Source organism: Streptomyces gardneri (assembly GCF_006539185.1).
Taxonomy (GTDB): domain Bacteria; phylum Actinomycetota; class Actinomycetes; order Streptomycetales; family Streptomycetaceae; genus Streptomyces; species Streptomyces gardneri.
Genome location: NZ_BJMN01000001.1, coordinates 14,010 through 33,637, shown reverse-complemented (window position 1 = coordinate 33,637; position 19,628 = coordinate 14,010). Strand labels below are relative to the sequence as shown.

Here is a 19,628-nt window from a genome sequence, read left to right as displayed (position 1 = left end):
CGTCCTCGCCCCAGCCGTGACAGCGGACCTGAAGCACGCATACGCGCCGACTCCCACCCTGGCAATTCAGACAACGGACGAGGTGCGAAAACACCAAAGGGCACACGCCTTGCTCAGGCGCGTGCGTGCGCACTCTCTGTCATGTCCACCACTTAATTCAAGATCGGTATACAGGCCGAACACCGCACCGAGTGATCTACGTCACGCCCCGAAAGGGATCAGATCCCTCCGGTAACGGCCCATCAGGCGGATCAGGGAAACGCCCGCCGATCGCATCCGATACACCCCCCGGAAATGCCCTGAACCGGGCGCACTTGACGCCCCGTCGCACCCTTTCCGGATTCGCGTAACGGATTCACAACATCGTCACGCGTGGACGCAGACCTTCGCATGTGTGATCGTGTGCGCGCCTCCTGCCCCGCGGACCGCCGTACGGGGCTGTCTGTGCTGTCCCCATCCGCTTGGTCCCCACGGGAGTAGACCGCCGTGACCGCCCCGCCCCGATACCTCATACCGTTCGTGCGTACGCGCACGCGGTTGTCCTTGACCATCGGCCTCGTCCTGGCCGCCCTGACCGCCGCCCTGCTGCCCTGGTGGCAGCCCGACGGCCCGCCTCCGACCACCGCCGGGGGCCGCTCCACCGACGCCAGGCCCGCGGCGACCGGGCCGCGCGACGAGGCCGCCGCCATCGCCCAGGCCCTGCGCACCGGCAAGCAGGTGCTCGTCGACACGGCCACCACCGCCACCTCGCTGACCTGGGCGCTGCCCGACGGGCAGTTCAGGACCCGGACCACGGCCGCACCCACCCGCGCGAAGAACGCCAAGGGCGAGTGGGCCGCGATCGACAACACCCTCAGGCGAACCGCCAAGGCTCCCCGGGGCCTCGGCATCGCACCCGTGAACCCGGCCGCCCCCGTCCGCTTCGCGAGCGGCAACGCGCCGAAGAACCGCGCCGACCGCTCGTTCGCCCGCGCCGGGAAGCCGGGCGAGACGGTGCTGGCCGAGCTCGACCTCGGCGGCGGTCACACCATCGCGTACACCTGGCCGGGCGCCCTGCCCGAGCCGGTGCTCGACGGCCCCCGCGCCCTCTACTCCGAGGTGCTGCCGGGCGTCGACCTGCTGCTCGTGGCCCGTGAGGAGGGCGGCCTGGCCCAGGTCCTGATCGTCAAGACCCCCGAGGCGGCCCGCCAGAAGGCCCTGGCCACCGTCACGTACGGGCTGCGCTCGGACACCGCCGTCTTCCGGCAGGACCGCAAGGCCAGCCGCGTCCGCGTCCTGGACAAGGCCGGCAAGGAGATCGCCTCGATCCCCACGCCCTTCGCCTGGGACTCCAGCGGCCGTGACCCCGAACTGCCCGACGGCGCACCGAACCTGACGGCCACGGACAGCCCGGCGCAGGTGCTGAAGCTGTCCGGCCTCAGCGGCATCGAGCCCGGCGCGAAGTCCGCGCCCCTGCCGATCGCCCTGGCCGGCGAGAACACCGGCGCCGCCCGCCTGGAGCTCGGCTTCGCCGCCACCGGTCTGGCCGGCCGCGAGGGCGTCCGCTACCCGCTGTTCGTCGACCCGCCGCTGAACCCCGGCTGGGACGCCTGGACCGTGGCCTACAAGCCGTACCCGACGACGAGCTTCTTCAACGGCACGAACTTCAACTCCGGCACCTCCGAGGCCCGCGTCGGCAGCGAGAACGAGACCAACGGCACCGCCCGCTCGTTCTGGCGCATGGACTGGGACAAGACCATCAAGGGCGCCACGATCAGCAGCGCCACCTTCAAGGTGCTCAACGTCCACTCCTGGTCCTGCACGGCGATGGAGTTCCAGCTGTGGCGCACCGGCCCGATCTCCTCCGGTACGACCTGGAGCGCGCAGCCGAGCTGGTCCGACGAGATCCAGCGCAAGCGGTTCGCGCACGGCTGGCCGGGGTCGGGCTCGACCTGCCCGGACGACTACGAGGCGTTCAACGTCAAGGACGCGGCCCAGTACGCCACCACCAACGGCCATGCCACCGTGACCCTGGGCATGCGGGCCACCCTTGAGGGCAACACCCAGACCTGGCGGAAGTTCAAGGCGACCTCCGCGGTCATCGAGTCCGTCTACAACCGCAACCCGTCCGAGCCCACCACCGGCAGCTCGACCCCGGGTGGTCCCTGCACTCCGGGTCCCGGCGCGGGAGTGACGGTCGGCAAGACCAACATCACCCTGCGGGTCACCGCCAAGGACCCCGACAACAACATGAAGCGGGTCCGGTTCCGGTTCTGGAAGACGGGCGGCACGGTCCCGGCCGGCACCTACTACACGATCGGCGCCACCGGCGGCACCGCCACGCTGACCATCCCGGTCACCGACCCGCTGCTGAAGGACATCGTCACCAACACCACCTTCTCGTGGGACGCCATGAGCGAGGACCTGGCGGGTGCCACATCCTCGAACTACCCGCCGGGCACCGAGCCCTGCCGGATCACGGTCGACCCGAGCGGACCGTCCCAGCCCATCGTCACCAGTGACGTGTGGCTGCCGGTCACCCCGGACGGCGCCACCTGGGCGACGGTGAGCTTCGGCAAGACCGGTCCGATCACCTTCGAGTCCCCCGGCGCCGTGAAGTTCACGTACGCCTGGGGCGGCATCGCCCCGGTCACGGTCAACGCCGACGCCAACGGCGTCGCCACCGTCCCGGAACTCAAGCCGCTGACCGCCGGGCCCAACACCCTTCAGGTGTACGCCTACGACAGCCTCGGCAACCCGAGCAAGCGGACGGACCACACGACCTACGTCCCGCCGAAGAACAACGCCGACGCCCCCGGTGACACGGGCGGCGACGGCACCCCCGACCTGCTGGTCATCGACCCCGAGGGCGTGCTGAAGACGTACCCGGGCACGCCCGTCGCCGGCACGGACCAGCCGGGCGGCGAGCTGTACGCCGCGCTGACGTCCTCGTACCTCCGGAACAAGGACGGCACGACGACGCTCAACCCGCCGGGCCACTGGTACGACCCCGCCTCGACGCTCGGCAACAAGGCCGCGCTGATCGGCCACCACCAGGACGTCTATCCCGGCGACGGCACGACGGACCTCTTCGCCCGCACCCCGGACGGCGGCTTCTGGCTCTACCCGGGTGACGGCTACGGCTCCTTCGACGTCGGGCAGCGGATGAAGGTGCGGCTCCCGTCGAACGCGCCGGCGCCGTCCACCTGGATCCAGATGAAGGTCCTCGGCGACATCACGGGCGACAAGCTGCCGGACGTGGTGCTGCGCGACGCGGCGGGGTTCTGGGTGCTCTCCGGCTACACCGGTGGTGCCTTCAGGGCCGCGACGCAGATGAACGCGGACGCCTGGGCACGCCGTGACATCGTCAACCTGGCCGACGTGAACAAGGACGGCGTGGCCGACCTGCTCTGGCGGAACCTGGACAACGGCAACATGTACCTGCGCCGCGGCAAGCCCGCCGCGGCCGGCGGTGTCGACCTCAACTCCCTGATGCTGGCCGCCAACGCCGCCAACGGGGACGAGCCGTTCGGCAGCAGCTGGACCGAGGCCAACGTCGACGCGGCGATCGGCATCCCGGACATCAACGGCGACGGGATCCCGGACATCTGGGCCCGGTTCAAGTCCGACGGGCACATGTCGATCTACCACCCGTCGCTCACCAACACCAACCCCCCGGTGAAGACGGTCATCGGATCGGGCTGGGGCGACAAGCTCGCCTTCGGGTGAGTCAGGCCCGACCACCGGGTGAGCCCCGGCGCCACACGGCGCCGGGGCTCACCCCTTTACTTCGGGACAGCGTCTGACGCTTCTCTGACGCCGAGGGACCGGGCGCTCGTCCTCACTCCCTGGGGGCCGTCGTTTCGCGCGGGACGGTGCCGGTCACCTCGGATGTCGGGGGTGGTGGATGGCTGCGGCGCCGGCGCAGCCAGACGTAGAGCATCAGGCACGGCAGCAGCAGCCCCGCCAGGGTGAGGACGAGGAACGCCGTGAAGCTGCCTATGTGGCTGACCAGCCAGTCGAAGTTCTGCCCGAAGAACCCGACCACGAAGGACAGCGGGAGGAACACACTCGCGAGGATGGTGAGCCGCTCCATCGTGGCGCTCTGCCGAAGATTGATCTTGTTCTGCTCGACGGAGATCACCGCGATGTTCGCTTCCAGGACCGTGGTCAGGAGGTCGCGCTGGGCGGCGACCTCCTCGTTCACCAGCAGCAGGTGGTCGTGCACGTCGCGGATGTACGGCAGGAGCGCGGGTGGCGACTTGCCGGGTTGCAGGCGCCGCCCCAGCACGGCGAGGAGCGGGTGCACGGCGCGGTAGAAGTCCGTCACCTCTCGGCGCAGGGAGTAGATCCGTTGGGTCGGGGCGACCGCCCCGGAGAACACGGTGGCCTCGATCTGCTCGATGTCGCGTTCGAGCTCCTCGACGACCGGCGCGTAGCTGTCCACCACCTGGTCGAAGATGGCCCACAGCGTGGACGCGCTACCGGTCTTCAGGAGTTCGGGGCGGCTTTCGAGTCGGCTCCGCGCCTCGTGCAGCTCGCTCGCGACGCCCTGGCGCACGGTGATCACGAAGTGTTCGGCGAGGAAGATGCTGATCTCGCCGGTGTCGACCTCCTCGCGCTCGTCGTCGTAGCGTGCCGTGCGCAGGATGATCAGTTCGGTGCCGTCCTCGTACTGCTCGGCCTTCGGCCGCAGGTGGAAGGTACGGGCGTCCTCGACGGCGAGCTCGTGCAGTCCGAAGACCTCGCGGACCCGGCTCAGTTCCTCAGGACCCGGTTCGAAGACTCCCAGCCACACGAACCCGCCCAGCTTGCAGCGTGCGGCCGCCTGCTCCAGTGGCATCGCGCCCTCGTGCTGGCGACGCCCGTCCCGATAATGTGCACAGTCGACGATCATGGCCGCCTCCTCATGGCCGACCACCCGCGCGCCACCCCCTGCCCACTGTCGGCGTGGCGCGCCGTGCCGACCTCACAGAAGTAGATGTTCCTCCGACTCATCGGGAATGTCCTCGCACCGGCCCGCCGAGCTCACCAAGTAGCCGTATCAACGATCTTGACTGAATTTTCAGTTAAGGCCAGGATGGGCGACGCAATCAGCCGACCCTCCTCAAGGGAGCCCTCATGTCCACGTCGCCCCTCACGTCCCGACGCAGGCTTCTCCAGTTCGGTGCGACGGCCGTGCCGCTCGCCACCCTCGGGGCCGCACTGCCCACGCCCGCCGTCGCGGCCACCGCCGCATCGGGCACCACCCTGCGGGTCCCCGCGGAGACCGACCCCCACGTGCGTACCTTCATGGCCTGGCCGGCGCTGTCGTCGGTCTGGTCCACGCAGCTCGAGGGCGTCCGCAACGACATCGCGCGCATCGCCTACGCCATCTCCCGCTTCGAGCCGGTCGTCGTGCTCGCCCGTCCCTCGCAGGCCGCCGACGCCCGGTACATCTGCGGCCCCGGCGCCTACCACGGCATCGAGGTCATAGAGATTCCCGTCGACGACCTGTGGATCCGCGACTTCGGCCCCACCTTCGTCGTCGCGCCCGGCGCCGTCGCCGGCGTGGACACCAACTTCAACGGCTGGGGCAAGACCGGCACCAGCTACTACCAGCCCTACGCCAACGACGCCGCGGCGGCCACGACCCTCCTGAGCCAGTACGGGGTCAACAGGATCCAGGCTCCGTTCGTCGGCGAGGGCGGATCGCTCGAGGCCGACGGCCAGGGCACCCTGATGGCGACGGTCAGCTCCATGGTGAACAGCAACCGGAACCCGGGCATGACCCAGGATCAGGTGGAGCGGTCGATGAAGTGGGCCCTCGGCGCGGACAAGGTCATCTGGGTCCCGGGCCTGGCCGGCCAGGACATCACGGACTGCCACATCGACTGTCTCGCACGCTTCGTCGCGCCCGGCAAGGTGATCCTCGACCAGCCCGGCCCCGGCGCCAGCAGCAAGTGGGTCGCCGTCTACAACGAGACCAAGAAGGTCCTCCAGAGCGCCACCGACGCCCAGGGTCGCCGACTGGAGATCACGGAGCTCCCCGGTCCCGACCGGCGGTACATCCGAGGAAAGGGCACGGACTTCCTCTCCAGCTACACCAACTACTACACCGTCAACGGCGCACTCCTCGTGCCCCAGTTCGGCGACAGCTACGCCGACGACGCGGCCTACGGCATCCTGCGGGCCGCCTACCCCGGCCGGACCGTCGTCCAGGTCAGGATCGACAACATCGCCTCCGGCGGCGGCGGCATCCACTGCGCCACCCAGTCCCAGCCCGTCGCGCCCCCCGCGGTCTGACCCGCGGCGCACGGCCGAGGTGGGTGGCCCCCGACCCCTCTTGGTGGCCACCCACTCGACGGAGTGGTCCGGCACCCGCCCTCGGCACACGCGCGGCGACGTGCCCATGTTCACCACACCCCACCCATACACATATATTCGAACTGGAGATCGAAGAAATATGATGCCTGGTAGGTCTGCGCCATCTAGACGCAGACGCCTCTGGCGCGAAAGGGCTTCCGGCTGCATAGCGGGAAGCCTCGCCCTGGCCATGTCCCTCACGCTCCTCAACGGCGCCGAAGCGACGGCCGCACCGCTCCCGGCGGCGGCCACACCCGACAGGCCCGCCGTCACCCAGGCGGCGGACATCCGCTCCGCGCGCGTCGCCGCGCGGCTGTCGGGCCGACGGGTCGAGGCACTCTCGGAACGCACCGAGACCTCCACCACCTGGGCCAACAAGGACGGTTCCCTCACCACCGAGCTGTCCGCAGGACCGGTCCGGTTCAAGGATGCGGTCACGGACGCCTGGCGCGATGTGGATGTCGACCTCGCCGCGCAGGCGGACGGTTCCGTCGCCGCCAAGGCCCACCCGGAGGGTCTGACCCTGTCGGGCAGGACCGGCGCGCCCGCGCGATCCCTCCTCGCGGCGCGGTCCGCACCGGCCACCGACCTGGTCACCCTCGGTCAGGGCGACGAGCAGATCACCCTCCAGTGGCGGGGCGGCCTGCCCGCACCCCTGCTCGACGGCACCCGCGCGACCTACGTCGACGCGGTGCCCGGCGCCGACGTCGTGATCGAGGCGACCCGTACGGGCTTCGAACAGTTCGTCGACATCAAGTCCAGGCCCGCGGCCGGCTTCTCCTACACCCTGCCGCTCAGGACCAAGGGCCTGAAGGTCGAACCGCGCCCCGACGGCAGCGTGTTGTTCACGGACAAGAAGTCCAGGAAGTCCGCGGTCATGCCCGCCCCGGTGATGTGGGACGCGACCGTCGACCCCGTCTCCGGTGAGCACACACGCCAGGCCAGGGTCGCGATGAAGGCCGTCAAGACCAAGGGCGGCGTCGACCTCACCCTCACCCCGGACGCCGGATTCCTCACCGACCCGGCGATGAAGTACCCGGTGACGGTCGACCCTGTGGTCCACCGGAGCGGCCTCGACCGGGTCGCGGTGGACGGCCCAGCCGGCGTGGATCGCGGCGAAGGCCACCTCGACCGAGACCCGCGGCAACGCCTCCTGCTCGGCCATCCAGCCGGACGGCTGGATCAACGCCAACGTCACCACGATGGTGCAGGAATGGGCCTCGGCCAAGGCCGCCAAGTCCCACATGGGGCTGCGCGCCTCCGACGAGAACATCACCGCGCAGTGGAAGCGGGTCAACTCCGCCAACGCCGCCACCAACCCCCCGAAGCTGGTCGTCACCTACAACTACCGGCCTCGCACCGGCACGAAGCAGGAGGCCGGTCCGCCGTACTTCTCCTACTCCGGCGCCTACGTCGTCAACACCGCGACACCGACCCTGCGCGACACGTTCCTCGACCCCAACGGCGACAAGACCCAGGGCGCCTACCAGATCTTCGACTCCGTCACCGACACCCAGGTCGGCGCGGTCCTGCGGTCGGCGTTCGTGCCGTCCGGACAGCCCGCCCCGGTGACCGTGCCGGCCGGTGCGCTGGCCAACGGCAAGACGTACAAGTTCCGTAGCAGCCCCTACGACGGCACGCACTACAACCTGGGCTGGTCGGAGTGGAAGACCTTCACGGTCGACACCACCGCCCCGTCCGCACCCACCGGCATCGCCTCCACCGACTACCCGCCGAACACCTGGGTCAAGGGCGCGGGCCAGGCCGGAACCTTCACCGTCACCCCGAACGGCACCGACCACAACTGGCTCGAATGGTCCCTCGACGGAGTGACCTGGACCAAGGTCGCCACCGGGGGCGCCACCACCGCCAAGGCCCTGACCGTCACCCCGCCCAAGGACGGCACCCACACCCTCCAGGTACGGCAGGCCGACAAGGCCGACAACAAGTCCGAGGCCATCAGGTACGCCTTCCACGCCGGCCCCGGCGGCTTCGTCCAGCCCGCCGACGGCGAACGCACCGCGCGCCGCCTGACCCTGGTCGCCGAGGCCGGACGGCACCAGGTACGACGCGGCGGCCTTCTCCTGGCGCCGCTCCGAGGCCGACCCCTGGGTCCCGATCCCCGCCGGCCACGTCACCTCCGGCGGCACACCGCTCACCGGCTGGCCGGTACCGATGACCGGCGGAAAGAACGCCGCCCTCGTCTGGAACGCCACCGACACGGTCAACCCCGACGGCAGCGTCCAGATCAAGGCCGACCTCACCGGCCCCGACGCCGCGACGGGCAGCACCCAGCCGCTCAAGGTCATCGTGGACCGCAACGCCTCCGGCGCCGCCTCCACCGACATCGGCCCCGGCTCGGTGAACCTGCTCACCGGCGAGTTCACGCTGTCGACCACGGACGCCTCCGCGTTCGGCCCCTCGCTGGCGCGTACCGCGTCCTCCCGTACGCCCGACAAGGCGGCCAGGCAGGAGGGCCAGGCGCCGATCTTCGGCAAGGAGTGGGTGGCCGGCACCGCCGCGGAAGTGGGCGTCCAGCTACTCCCACGTCCGCCGGATCTCCGACACCGCGGTCGCCGTCATCGGCTCCGAGGGCGACGAGACCCACTTCACCTCGAACACGGCCAGGACCGGCTGGATCGCCGAGCCGGGCGCCGAGGAGCTCACCCTCAAGGGCGGGGTGACCGCGACGTTCACCCTGACCGACAACGAGGGCACGGTGACCGAGTTCACCAAGCCCGACGCCTCCGCCACCACCTGGCAGGTCTCCAGCACCCTGATGGAGGGCGTGTCCAACTCCACCGTCACCGTGGTCTCCGAGACCGTCGCCGTCGACGGCAAGACCCTGCCCGCCCCAAGCGGATCATCGCTCCCACGTCGGCCGTCACCACCGCCGGCTGTGCGGCCGACCCGGCCACCAAGGGCTGCCGCGCCCTGGAGTTCGTCTACGCGACCTCCACCACGGCGACCGCCGGCACCTTCGGCGACGTGGCCGGCCAGGTGAAGGAGGTCCGCCTGTGGAGCACCGCCCCGGGCGCGGCCGCGGCGACCTCGAAGGCCGTGCAGACCTACGTCTACGACGACGCCAACCGGCTGCGCCAGGCATGGAACCCCCAGATCAACCCGCCGCTGAAGACCGAGTACGGCTACGACGCCGAGGGACGCGTCACCACGCTCGTGCCGCCCGGTGAACTGCCCTGGACGTTCACATACGGCAAGGCCGGAAACGCGGCCACCGCCGGTGACGGCATGCTCCTGAACGCGTCCCGGTCCGGCCTCAAGCAGGGCACCACGGACGTCCAGGAAGGCACCGCCACCACGAGCGTCGTCTACGACGTGCCGCTGACCGGCGCCGCCGCCCCGTACGGCATGGGCGCCGCGGACGTGAAGACATGGGGCCAGCTCGACGCGCCGACCGACGCGACCGCCGTCTTCCCCGCCGACGCGATCCCCGCCTCGGCCTCCGGCACCGCACTGAACGCTTCCGACTACCAGCGCGCCGACGTGCACTACCTCGGCGCGTCGGGCCGACAGGTCAACTCGGCCGCTCCCGGTGGTCACATCGACACGACGGAGTTCGACCGGCGGATCCCCTCCGAAGTGGTCGACGGGCTCCGTGCCGCGGCATTGCTGGAGGGCTGCCGACTGGTCGTACCGGGCGCCTGGCACACCGACACCGTCATGGGCCTCGTCCACACCGCCGAACTGTTCGAGGCGGCGGACGAAGCGGTACGAGCGGAGATCGCCGCCTGGACACGCACGGGCGCTGTCGGGGAAGGCCCCGCCACCGAGGGCGTCCCCGCGTACGCCTTCGGCCCACGGCAGTACGACGTGACCTCCCCCGCCAGGGATTTCGACGCCCCTCGTCAGGTGCCCGGCCGTGTCTCGGCACGCTTCGAGAAGAACCCGCAGATCGCGCTGCTCGGCACTGCCGACGACACCCCGGAGCAGTGGCTGAAGGCTGGCCAGGCCATGCAGCGCGTCCTGCTGCAGGCCACCCTCGACGGTCTCTCCACCTCCCTCATGTCCCAGCCCCTGGAGTGGCCCGAACTCCGCTCCGACGCACGCGACCCCAGCTCGAAGGTCGGCTTCGTCCACATGGTGTTCCGTCTGGGCTACGGCCCCCAGGGGCGGGCCACGCCCCGCCGGCCCGTCTCCGAAGTGCTCAGCTTCGATTGAGCTCGGGCCTCCGGACCAGGGGTCGTGGACGTACGGTGCGACCTCACCGCCCGGGGCCCGGCCTAGGCACGTCCGGCCGTTCCCGTGCGGGTCGGGGGCGGGCAGCGCATGCTCGAAGCATGTCCCAGGTGACCGCCACCGACCTGTACGAGGTCACGATGGCGCTCTCGTACGTGCGGGAGGACATGCGCGCACCGGCCACCTTCGGCCTCTCCGTCCGTGACCTTCCGCCGGGCCGAGGATTCCTCGTCGCCGCGGGGCTAGAACCCGCCCTCGACCACCTCTCCCGCTTCCGGGTGGGGGGCGGTGACCTCCAGCACTTCGCGGAGGCTCTGCGGTGCCCCGTCGCGGACCTCGAACCGCTGCACGGCCTGTCGTTCGACGGCCAGGTGCGCGCCGTGCCCGAGGGGAGGATCGTCTTCGCCGGTGAGCCCCTTCTCGAAGTCACCGCGCCGCTTCCGCAGGCGCAGCTCGTGGAGACGTACCTGCTGTCTCTCGTCTGCCACCAGACGACCGTCGCCTCCAAGGCGGCACGGTGTGTGCTCGCCGCCGCCGGTCGGCCCCTCGTGGACTTCTCCCTGCGCCGCGCGCACGGCCCCGAGGCCGGCATGCAGGCGGCGCGCGTCTGCGCGCTCGTCGGTTTCGCGGGCACCAGCAACCTCGCCGCCGCGAACCGGTACGGCATCCCCGCCTCCGGCACGATGGCCCACTCGTACGTCGAGGCCTTCGGCTCCGAGGAGCAGGCGTTCCGGGCCTTCGCCCGCACCCGTCCGGGCCCGGTGACCTTCCTGGTCGACACCTACGACACCGACCGCGGCGTCGCGACCGCCGCGCGCGTCCTCAAGGATCTCGGCCCCGGTCCCGGCTGCGGGATCCGCCTCGACAGCGGCGACCTGTTCGCGCTCGCCCGACGCGCCCGTACCGCGCTCGACGAGGCAGGGCTGAGGGACGTCCAGGTCATCGCGAGCGGCGGCCTGGACGAGTACGGCGTCGACGCGCTCGTACGAGCGGGGGCGCCCATCGACGTGTACGCCGTGGGGACGAAGGTCGGCACGGCCGCCGACGCCCCGTATCTCGACGCGGCGTACGAACTGGTCGAGTACGCCGGTCAGCCCGTCATGAGGCTGTCGTCGGCGAAAGTGACGGCTCCGGGCCGGAAGCAGGTCCACCGCGGCCCCGGGCTTCGGGACGTCATCGGCCTGGCGAACGAGGAGCCGCCCGAGGGCACGGAGGCGCTGCTGCGGACCGTGATGCGCGGCGGCCTCCGCACGGAGCCGCCCGACACCCTGGACGCCGCCCGGGCCCGCTTCGAGGCCGATCTCGCCGCGCTGCCGGAGGAGGCCCGGCGCATCGACCGCCCGGTGGCACCGGTGCCCGTCGTGACGACGCGGCTGTCGGCCCTGACGACCGTCGTCCGGCACCGGACCGAGGCGCGGACGCGAGCCGGGCGGTAGCACCGCGGCGGCACGCCGTGGCTCCGGCGCGCCCGAAGGGGCGAGCGGGTACCGCCACGGGGCTGAGATCGACGCCGTGAGCCGGGACTCCGACGCCGCTCGTGGGGGAAGGTGCCGGGATGACGTGGTTCGCGACGCCCCTGGGCGCTGTCCTGGTGCTGTTCATCCTCCGGGACGTGTTCCACACGCTCTGGCACCCGACTCGTCACGGCGGTCTGAGCCGGCTCGTGATGGTGTCCCTCTGGTGGCTGTCCGCTCGCCTCGGCACGCGGAGGAGGCCGGCCGGTCTCGCGGGCCCGCTCGGCATGGTGACGGTCGTCGCCGCGTGGGCACTGACCGTGGCCGTGGGCTGGGGGCTCATCTACTGGCCCCACATGCCGGAGGACTTCTCGTACGCGGCGGGGCTCGTCCCGTCCGAACACGCCGGCCCGCTCGACGCCCTGTACATCTCCCTGGTCACCCTTGCCACGCTCGGGCTCGGCGACATCGCCCCGACCTCGGGATGGCTGCGGGTGCTCGCCCCGATGGAAGCCCTGGTGGGCTTCGTGCTGCTGTCGGCGACCGTCGCCTGGCTCCTCGGCATCTACCCCGCGCTCGCCCGCCGCAGAGCGCTGGCCCTGCGGCTGTCCCACGTACGCCGCAGCCGGGCCACCGCCGAGGCGCTCGACTCCGACGGGGGTGCGGCGCTCCTCGACGGCCTCACCTCGGCACTTTCCACGATCACGGTCGACTTCCTGCAGTACGCCGAGTCGTACTACTTCCACGACGGGGACGAGAACACGTCCCTGCCCGGGCAGCTCGGCTACGCCGTCGGCCTCGCGGACCAGGCCACCGCAGCACGTCACCCGGACGTCCGGCTCTCCGCGTCGGTACTGCGCAGGGCGCTGGAGGACCTGGCCACCGTGCTCGACGAGCGCTTTCTGCGCACGGGAGGGGGACCCGATCGGGTCTTCGCGGCCTACGCCGACGACCACGGTCAACCCCAGGCGCCGGGCCGACCTCCCGAAGGCGGCGGAAGCGGGCCATCCTGAGAGGGGGGCCGCCTGTCGAACGCGCGAAAAGGCGCGAGCGATGAGGCACCGCAGCGTCAGCGAAGACGACGACCTGACGAGGAAGTGACGATCATGGACACCCCGAGCGCCCCGTACGCTCCCGTGGCGGTGACGGCCGAACTCGACGGCCGGCTGTCGCGCTGGCTGTGGCTGGTCAAGTGGATCCTGGTGATCCCGCACTGGTTCGTGTTGATCTTCTTGTGGATCGCCTTCTTCGTGGTGACGGTCATCGCGTTCTTCGCCATCCTCTTCACCGAGCGCTTCCCACGGGGTCTGTTCGACTTCAACCTGGGCGTGCTCCGCTGGTCCTGGCGCGTCTCGTACTACTCGTACGGCGCACTCGGCACCGACCGCTACCCGCCCTTCAGCCTGGGCCCCGAACCCGACTACCCGGCCCGGCTCGACATCGCCTACCCGGAGCGGCTCTCCCGCTCGCTGGTCCTGGTCAAGTGGTGGCTGCTCGCCATCCCCCAGTACCTCGTGATCGCCTTCTTCACCAGCGGCATGCACGCAGGATGGTGGAGCAGCGGACTGATCACCCTGCTCACGCTCATCGCGGGCTTCGCCGTGGCCTTCACCGAGAAGTACCCGCGTGATCTCTTCGCCCTGATCGTCGGCCTCAACCGCTGGGTCCTGCGCGTCGCCGCCTACGCGAGCCTCATGACGGACGCCTACCCGCCCTTCCGCCTCGACCAGGGCGGCACGGAGCCGCACTCCGGCACCGTCCGCTGACTCCGCCGCCCCGCGCGCCGGAGTGGCCTGGGGTCTCGCCCTCCGTACCGCGCCCTACCCTCCTGACGCCGCCGCCCCCGCCGCGGCCGGCTGGTCCGTGTCGCCGTGCCACGTCGGCCAGCCGAGCAGCCGGGGGCGCTCGGTCACCCAGGCGCGGGTGTCCGTGCCGATCTCCGCGTCGATGAGGGATTCCAGGAGACCGGAGTAGTGCAGGACGAGGTCACGACGGTCGGGGTCGGCGGCGAGGTTGCTCACCTCGGCCGGGTCCTCCTGGCGGTCTTAGAGGACGACGTCGTTGTCGGCGAACAGCGATTCGAGGTCCTTCGGACGGTTCGGGTTCAGCGGGGAGAAGTAGCGGCCGAACGTGTAGCGATCGTCCGTGTAGGCGCGCAGGAAGCCGCGCTTGGTCCAGTCGGGTCGCAGGGCACCGGACTGGACGCGTGCCGAGGCATCGGAGTCGGCGAACTCGAACCAGAACGAAGCATCCAGGGTCACGATCGACTCGACCGCGGAGAGGGCTCCTTGGCGCACGACTGTCCCGTCGAGAACCGGAACCAGGGAACTGCCCCCGAGCGCGGGGAAGCGGGTCGCGATCTCCGAAGGGGCCACCCCGGCGCACTCCAGCAGCGTGGGAGCGAGGTCCACCCCCGAACCGAGGGCCTCGGTTCGCGTGCCGCCGGGGACATCGGGATGGGACAGGATGAACGGGACATGGAAGTTCTCGTCGTAGACGAGGTTGCCCTTCTGGCGCAGTCCGTGGGAGCCGGCCATCTCCCCGTGATCTGCGGTGAACACCACGACGGTGCGGTCCGCCTGGCCGGAGGCTTCGAGCGCGTCGAGCACCAGCTCGACACTGCGGTCGACGTCACGCAGTGCGTTGAGGTAGGAGTTCAGGCCGTCGTACCAATGCTCGTCGTCGGCCACGGGCCCGAAGACGGTGTCGAGCATCCGCGCGTACTCGGCCACCGCCGGGCCGCGCCGGACAGGTCGTCCCGCAGGCTGGCGGGCAGCGGGAAGTCCCAGCGCTTCCGGTAGACGGGGATGTCGGCCGCCTTCTTGGCGACCACCGCGTGAGCGAGCCCGAACGGAAGCCGGACCTGCGGGGTACCGCCGTAGTCGAAGCTCATGATGTCGTGCGGGTTGACGAAGTTGACGGCCATGAACCACGGCTGGTCCTCCGCCACGGCCGGGGCCCGGTTGCGCAGCCACCGCACCGCCTGACCGGCGATCACCGGATCGATCTTCAGCCCTGCCCACGCTCCGCCGTCGATGTCGCCCCAGTCGTTGAACTCGCTGAAGCCGTAGGGGCGACGGACGGCGAGGCGCACACGATCGGTGCACCTCCGCCCGAATCTAGGGCGCGCACACTTGAGGCGCCTGCGGGGGCACGCACGGTGAACCCATCCGGGTGAGGGCTGCTGCGGCGCAACGGCGGGAGGCGGATCGGCACCTGGTGGGTGCCTGCCAGGGACGACGAGGGGTAGGGCCCGCACGGGGAGTCTGCGCCTATTCCGTCCCGTGCACCGCGATGCCCAGGACGAGCACGGCAACCGACAGCGCCAGGCAGACGAGGGCCCCGCCGATCCGAAGGTCGCCGACCCGCAGATGTGCGCCGACCGCCCCGAGGAAGTACAGCACCAGCCCCACCCCGGCCGCCGCCCCGATCCACGGAACGACGAACCCCGCCAACAGCCCGGCCGAACCCGCCGCAAGACACGCCCCCAACGGCACCATCCACGTCCGCGGCACGCTCACACGGTCCGCGATCGCGGCGATCGACGGGTGCCGGACGAAGTCCAGACACGCGCCGTACGCGAGAACGGCGGCGGTGAGCACGGTGAGGACGACATAGACGGCGAACACGGAAACCTCCATGGCGAAAGAAGCCCGACGAGAGGGCGTTCGGCCCTGCTCACCACCCTCCCCGCGCCCACCGTTGCGGGTCCAATACCTGCATCCATAGCCTGACGGCATGGATGTGGACACCCGATTGCTCCGCTACTTCGCCGCCGTCGCCCAGGAAGGCAACCTCACCCGCGCCGCGCAAGGGCTGTTCATCTCCCAGCCGGCGCTCACCAAACAGATCCGGCAGCTGGAAACCCTCCTCGACGTCCGGCTCTTCACCCGCTCCCGGGCCGGTATGACCCTCACCGAGCCCGGCCGCGCCCTCGCCGCCGGCGTCCCCGGCCTGCTCGCCGACTGGGACCGGGTGCGCCGCGAGACCCGGAGCGCTGCCTCGCGCGCCGCCCGTGTCCTGCGCGTCGGCTTCCTCGCGAGCGCCGCCAACGAACTCACCCCGCGGATCACCGCCGCGTTCGCCGCCCGCCGGCCCGGCTGGCGCGTGGACATGCGCCAGGCGCCGTGGTCGGACCCCACCGCCGGACTCGCCGCCGGGGACGTCGACGCCGCGCTGCTCCGGCTCCCCTTCCCCGGCCAGGAAGGCCTGCGGACCGAAACGCTGCTGACCGAGGACCGGTGGGCCGTCCTGCCCGACGACCATCCGCTGGCCGGCCGTGCCGAGATCCCCTTCTCCGAACTGTGGGACGAACCCTTCGTCGCCGCCCCGCCCGAGACCGGCCCCTGGCGCGACTACTGGCTGGCCGTCGACGCCCGCGAGGGCCGGCCCGTCCTCATCGGAGCCGTCACCGAGAACCCGGACGACTGGCTCACCGCCATCGCCAACGGCTACGGCATCGCTCTCGCCCCCGCGTCCGCCGCCCGCTTCTACCCGCGCCCCGGCATCGTCTACCGGCCCGTCACCGGCGTCGCCCCGACCAGTGTCGGCGTCGCCTGGCCGCCCGCCGCCGACACCGACCGAGTCGTCCAGGACTTCGTCCGCTGCTGCCTGGACCACCGCCCGCCGGACCCGGACGGACCGACTGATGCACCATGACGGGAGGGGCATGCCGGCGAGGTGACTCAGCCACTGCTCAAGGTGTCACGGCCTGGCCCTCAAGAGGAACACCGTTGGCGCGCAGCACGTCGCGGACGTGGAGGATGAGCGGGAAGACCTCGTGATTCCGGTCCTCACCCTGCTCGTCCCAGGCGCGCTGCTCGGCCTCGACAGCCATCCTGTCCTCGGCGAACACCCGCTCGGTGAAGCGACGGATGAAGGGCCAAGCGAGCTCGATGAGGCCCGGGACCGGTGGTCGCGCGATCGCGAGGAGACCGAATGTGTGGTTCATCCGCTGTTCGGCATCCTTCGGTACGTAAGCCACCCAGAGGGAGAAAGCGGGCTGGTCGTCCTTCACCGGAACGGCTTGCAGCGTCTGATAGGGGTACTCGGTCCGTACCGTGATGACGTCGGGAGACGTGCTGCCCCCGATCCCCTCGGCCGACAACAGGCCGGCACCCCGGTCCTTCTTTCCGCCTCCGGGGACGAACAAGTAGCGGGCCTCGACGAAGCGGGAGCCCGTCTCATAGCCGAGCAGCTCCGGCTTGATCCTGCCGAGGACACCTCGGTGCAGGAACTGATGGTTCATGTCGAGGAGGTTCTCGTGCATGAACGAGTAGTGGCAGCGCACAGTCCGCGAGAAGGTCATGGTCTTGTGCGTCGGTGCTGCGAACTCCGGCAGCTCGGGCAGGGGCGTGGTCTCCGCCCGTTCCCTGTCTCCGGGGAACACGAACACGAACCCGTATCTCTCCCGAACCGGAAAGGCCCGCACGCCACGAGGCGGCCTGCTGACGCCTTTGGGGAGATACGGAATCTGCGAGATGTGACCGTTCCCCCGATACGCCCACGCGTGGTAACAACAGCGGAGCGTCTCGCCCTCCACGACGCCCATGCTCAGGGGCACCTGCCGGTGAGCGCAACGGTCCTCCAGTGCGAAGACCGCACCGCTCTCGGTCCGGTACAGCGCGATCCGCTCACCCGCGAACACGGCGGCGAAAGTCCTCCCGCGGGAGACGTCCTTGGACCGGGCCACGGGATACCAGAAGTCCGGGTGGATCCCCACGCGCCGCAGGTCCGCTCCCGAGGCGGTCTGCGGGTGCCGTTGTCCGGAGTCCTCCGTCATCTGACCTCCAAGGCCCGAAGGCCGGTGCCTGAACGCATGAGACGGGCGCTCCGTAGGGGATGCCGGGCCGCCACTTCTTACGCATGTCGGATTTCACCCTAAATGAGACACGCAAGGCGGTGTCAAATGCGCCGTGCACTCGGACGAGCCGGGTTGGCGAGTCGAATCGCCGAGGTGTTGCGGGGCGGCGGCGACCGTCGCATAGTCCGAGGTATGGACGCGCGTGAGGCTGCGCTCCGACAGGCGTACGAGCATGCTGTCCGGTGGCTGGCGAGCCTGCCCGACCGCCGGATTCCCGCCCGCGCTTCGGTCGACGAGATCGTGAGCGCGCTCGGTGCCGAACTGCCTGCCGGCCCCGGTACGCCCGCCGACGTCGTCGACCTGCTGGCCACGGCCTGTGAGCCGGGGCTCACCGCGTTCCCCAGCGGCCGCTTCTACGGGTTCGTGGTGGGCGGCACCGAGCCGGCCGCGCTGGCCGCCGACTGGCTGGTCAGCGCCTGGGACCAGAATTGTGTGATGCGCACTGTCTCCCCCGCGTACGCGGCGGCGGAGGAGATCGCCGGCGCCTGGTTGCTCGATCTGCTCGGCCTGCCGAGGGACAGCTCCGTCGGCTTCACCACGGGTGCGACGATGGCCAACTTCACGTGCCTCGCCGCCGGGCGGGACACGGTACTGCGGCGCACCGGCTGGAACGTCGCCCGCGACGGCCTCACGGGTGGCCCGCCCGTGCGTGTCGTCGCCGGCGAGTCCCGGCACATGGCCATCGACCTGGCCCTGCGCTACCTCGGGCTCGGTCTGCCCGAGCTGGTGACGGCGGACGATCAAGGACGTATCGAGCCCGAGGCCCTGCAGCGGGCGCTGACGGCCGGCGGACAGCGCCCCACGATCGTGATCCTCCAGGCCGGCGACATCCACTCCGGCGCGTTCGATCCCTTCGTCGCGAGCATCCGTGCGGCGCGCGAGGCAGACGCCTGGGTCCATGTCGACGGCGCGTTCGGACTGTGGGCGGCCGCCTCGCCGCACTGCGCCCACCTGACGGCGGGCTGCGCGGACGCGGACTCCTGGGCGACGGACGCCCACAAGACGTTGAACGTCCCCTACGACTGCGGACTCGCGATCGTCCGCGACGCGTCCGCGGTCCGGGCGGCGATGGGCCAGCGTGGCGACTACCTCATCCAGCACGAGCACGGTGACCCCATCGACAAGGTGCCCGAACTCTCGCGGCGCGGCCGCGCGTTCACCGTGTGGGCCGCCCTCAGGTGCCTCGGCCGGTCAGGCGTCTCCGACCTCGTCGAGCGGCTGTGCCGCCACGCCTCCGCGTTCGCCGCCGGCATCGCCGAGATCGACGGCGCGACGGTTCTCAACGAGGTCGCGTTCACGCAGGTCTGCGCCGAGTTCGGCAGCGACGGGCGCACCGACCGGGTACTCGCCCGGCTGCTCGACGACGGCACCGCGTGGATCAGCGGCTCCACCTGGCACGGCAGACGCGTCATGAGGATCTCGGTGAGCAACTGGTCGACCACCGACGACGATGTGACGCGCACCCTCGACGCGATCCGGCGCGCGGCCGCCGGGGCCTGACTGCCGCCGAACCGCCAGTCGCACGCTCCTGCACCGACAGTGGGCTCGGTGTCGTCCCCTTCACTCCCCGGCCGGCCACACCCGCCGGTATCGAGCCCCGGGACCGGGCCAGGCCGTCAGAAGTGGCCGTCCTGGGTGGTACCGCAACATGACAAGGGCGGCCTCCAGTTGGCGGCCGTACCGCTCGGGCTGGCTCCGGGCCAGCCGCCGGACGATCTCCACGGCCCCCTGGGCCGCATCGACGGCCACCGGTGAGCCGGGCCTCCCTGAGGCGATCTCGACGGAGACGA

At 70.8% G+C, this 19,628-nt stretch carries 13 protein-coding genes and 2 pseudogenes; 9 read left to right on the top strand and 6 right to left on the bottom strand.

Annotated features, from left to right (window positions below; all coding sequences use genetic code 11):
* Positions 1-519 precede the first annotated feature (519 nt).
* Positions 520-3,708 carry a VCBS repeat-containing protein gene (locus SGA01_RS00135; RefSeq protein ID WP_141292251.1) on the top strand — a complete coding sequence of 1,063 codons (3,189 nt, stop codon included), beginning with the start codon at positions 520-522 and terminating at the stop codon, positions 3,706-3,708.
* A 112-nt stretch (positions 3,709-3,820) separates the two neighbouring features.
* On the opposite strand, the gene SGA01_RS00130 is transcribed toward SGA01_RS00135, so the two are convergent.
* The gene (locus SGA01_RS00130; protein WP_218037796.1) at positions 3,821-4,822 is read right to left on the bottom strand and encodes a magnesium and cobalt transport protein CorA; all 1,002 of its coding nucleotides are present in this window, start codon (positions 4,820-4,822) and stop codon (positions 3,821-3,823) included.
* Positions 4,823-5,100: 278 nt separating this feature from the next.
* Here SGA01_RS00130 and SGA01_RS00125 point away from each other — a divergent pair, with 278 nt between their 5' ends.
* From SGA01_RS00125 to SGA01_RS00105, 6 genes and pseudogenes are all read left to right on the top strand, one after another.
* A complete protein-coding gene (locus tag SGA01_RS00125; RefSeq protein WP_141292249.1) occupies positions 5,101-6,264 on the top strand; it encodes an agmatine deiminase family protein in 1,164 nt (387 codons plus the stop codon).
* A 250-nt stretch (positions 6,265-6,514) separates the two neighbouring features.
* A pseudogene (locus SGA01_RS00120) lies at positions 6,515-9,909 on the top strand (DNRLRE domain-containing protein); the annotation flags it as partial.
* Positions 9,904-10,503: pseudogene (locus SGA01_RS41405) on the top strand (Acg family FMN-binding oxidoreductase); the annotation flags it as partial. The pseudogenes SGA01_RS00120 and SGA01_RS41405, both read left to right, overlap by 6 nt.
* Positions 10,504-10,622: 119 nt before the next feature.
* Positions 10,623-11,957 (top strand): nicotinate phosphoribosyltransferase, encoded by a 1,335-nt coding sequence (locus SGA01_RS00115; RefSeq protein WP_141292248.1) that lies wholly within the window; start codon positions 10,623-10,625, stop codon positions 11,955-11,957.
* A 119-nt stretch (positions 11,958-12,076) separates the two neighbouring features.
* On the top strand, positions 12,077-12,988 hold the full coding sequence (locus tag SGA01_RS00110) for a potassium channel family protein (protein WP_141292247.1): 912 nt from the start codon (positions 12,077-12,079) through the stop codon (positions 12,986-12,988).
* A 93-nt stretch (positions 12,989-13,081) separates the two neighbouring features.
* Positions 13,082-13,741 (top strand): DUF4389 domain-containing protein, encoded by a 660-nt coding sequence (locus tag SGA01_RS00105; protein WP_141292246.1) that lies wholly within the window; start codon positions 13,082-13,084, stop codon positions 13,739-13,741.
* Between the two features lie 54 nt (positions 13,742-13,795).
* Here SGA01_RS00105 and SGA01_RS00100 read toward each other — a convergent pair whose 3' ends face one another.
* The 4 genes from SGA01_RS00100 to SGA01_RS00085 form a co-directional block, all read right to left on the bottom strand.
* A complete protein-coding gene (locus SGA01_RS00100) occupies positions 13,796-13,996 on the bottom strand; it encodes a hypothetical protein (protein ID WP_141292245.1) in 201 nt (66 codons plus the stop codon).
* 24 nt (positions 13,997-14,020) lie between these two features.
* Positions 14,021-14,707, bottom strand: a complete 687-nt coding sequence (locus SGA01_RS00095) for a sulfatase-like hydrolase/transferase (RefSeq protein ID WP_141292244.1) — start codon at positions 14,705-14,707, stop codon at positions 14,021-14,023.
* Entirely contained in the window at positions 14,632-15,069 is a 438-nt protein-coding gene (locus SGA01_RS00090; RefSeq protein ID WP_141292243.1) for a hypothetical protein, read from the bottom strand. Before SGA01_RS00090 ends, SGA01_RS00095 begins: the two co-directional genes overlap by 76 nt.
* A 178-nt stretch (positions 15,070-15,247) precedes the next feature.
* Entirely contained in the window at positions 15,248-15,604 is a 357-nt protein-coding gene (locus SGA01_RS00085) for a DoxX family protein (protein ID WP_167533960.1), read from the bottom strand.
* A gap of 109 nt (positions 15,605-15,713) precedes the next feature.
* Here SGA01_RS00085 and SGA01_RS00080 point away from each other — a divergent pair, with 109 nt between their 5' ends.
* Complete coding sequence (locus SGA01_RS00080) at positions 15,714-16,634, top strand: LysR family transcriptional regulator (RefSeq protein WP_141292241.1); 921 nt, start codon at positions 15,714-15,716, stop codon at positions 16,632-16,634.
* 37 nt (positions 16,635-16,671) lie between these two features.
* On the opposite strand, the gene SGA01_RS00075 is transcribed toward SGA01_RS00080, so the two are convergent.
* Positions 16,672-17,757 (bottom strand): Rieske 2Fe-2S domain-containing protein, encoded by a 1,086-nt coding sequence (locus SGA01_RS00075; RefSeq protein WP_141292240.1) that lies wholly within the window; start codon positions 17,755-17,757, stop codon positions 16,672-16,674.
* Between the two features lie 213 nt (positions 17,758-17,970).
* Between SGA01_RS00075 and SGA01_RS00070 the strand changes: the two genes are divergently transcribed.
* Positions 17,971-19,338: a pyridoxal phosphate-dependent decarboxylase family protein gene (locus SGA01_RS00070; protein ID WP_141292239.1), complete on the top strand. Its 1,368-nt coding sequence runs from the start codon at positions 17,971-17,973 to the stop codon at positions 19,336-19,338.
* Positions 19,339-19,628 lie beyond the last annotated feature (290 nt).

What these genes read in the sequence shown, in the direction of transcription:
- SGA01_RS00115 (WP_141292248.1), top strand. Translation starts at nt 10,623, where the DNA reads ATGTCCCAGGTGACCGCCACCGACCTGTACGAGGTCACGATGGCGCTC.
- SGA01_RS00110 (WP_141292247.1), top strand. Translation starts at nt 12,077, where the DNA reads ATGACGTGGTTCGCGACGCCCCTGGGCGCTGTCCTGGTGCTGTTCATC.
- SGA01_RS00075 (WP_141292240.1), bottom strand. Translation starts at nt 17,757, where the DNA reads ATGACGGAGGACTCCGGACAACGGCACCCGCAGACCGCCTCGGGAGCG.
- SGA01_RS00105 (WP_141292246.1), top strand. Translation starts at nt 13,082, where the DNA reads ATGGACACCCCGAGCGCCCCGTACGCTCCCGTGGCGGTGACGGCCGAA.
- SGA01_RS00070 (WP_141292239.1), top strand. Translation starts at nt 17,971, where the DNA reads ATGGACGCGCGTGAGGCTGCGCTCCGACAGGCGTACGAGCATGCTGTC.
- SGA01_RS00130 (WP_218037796.1), bottom strand. Translation starts at nt 4,822, where the DNA reads ATGCCACTGGAGCAGGCGGCCGCACGCTGCAAGCTGGGCGGGTTCGTG.
- SGA01_RS00080 (WP_141292241.1), top strand. Translation starts at nt 15,714, where the DNA reads ATGGATGTGGACACCCGATTGCTCCGCTACTTCGCCGCCGTCGCCCAG.
- SGA01_RS00125 (WP_141292249.1), top strand. Translation starts at nt 5,101, where the DNA reads ATGTCCACGTCGCCCCTCACGTCCCGACGCAGGCTTCTCCAGTTCGGT.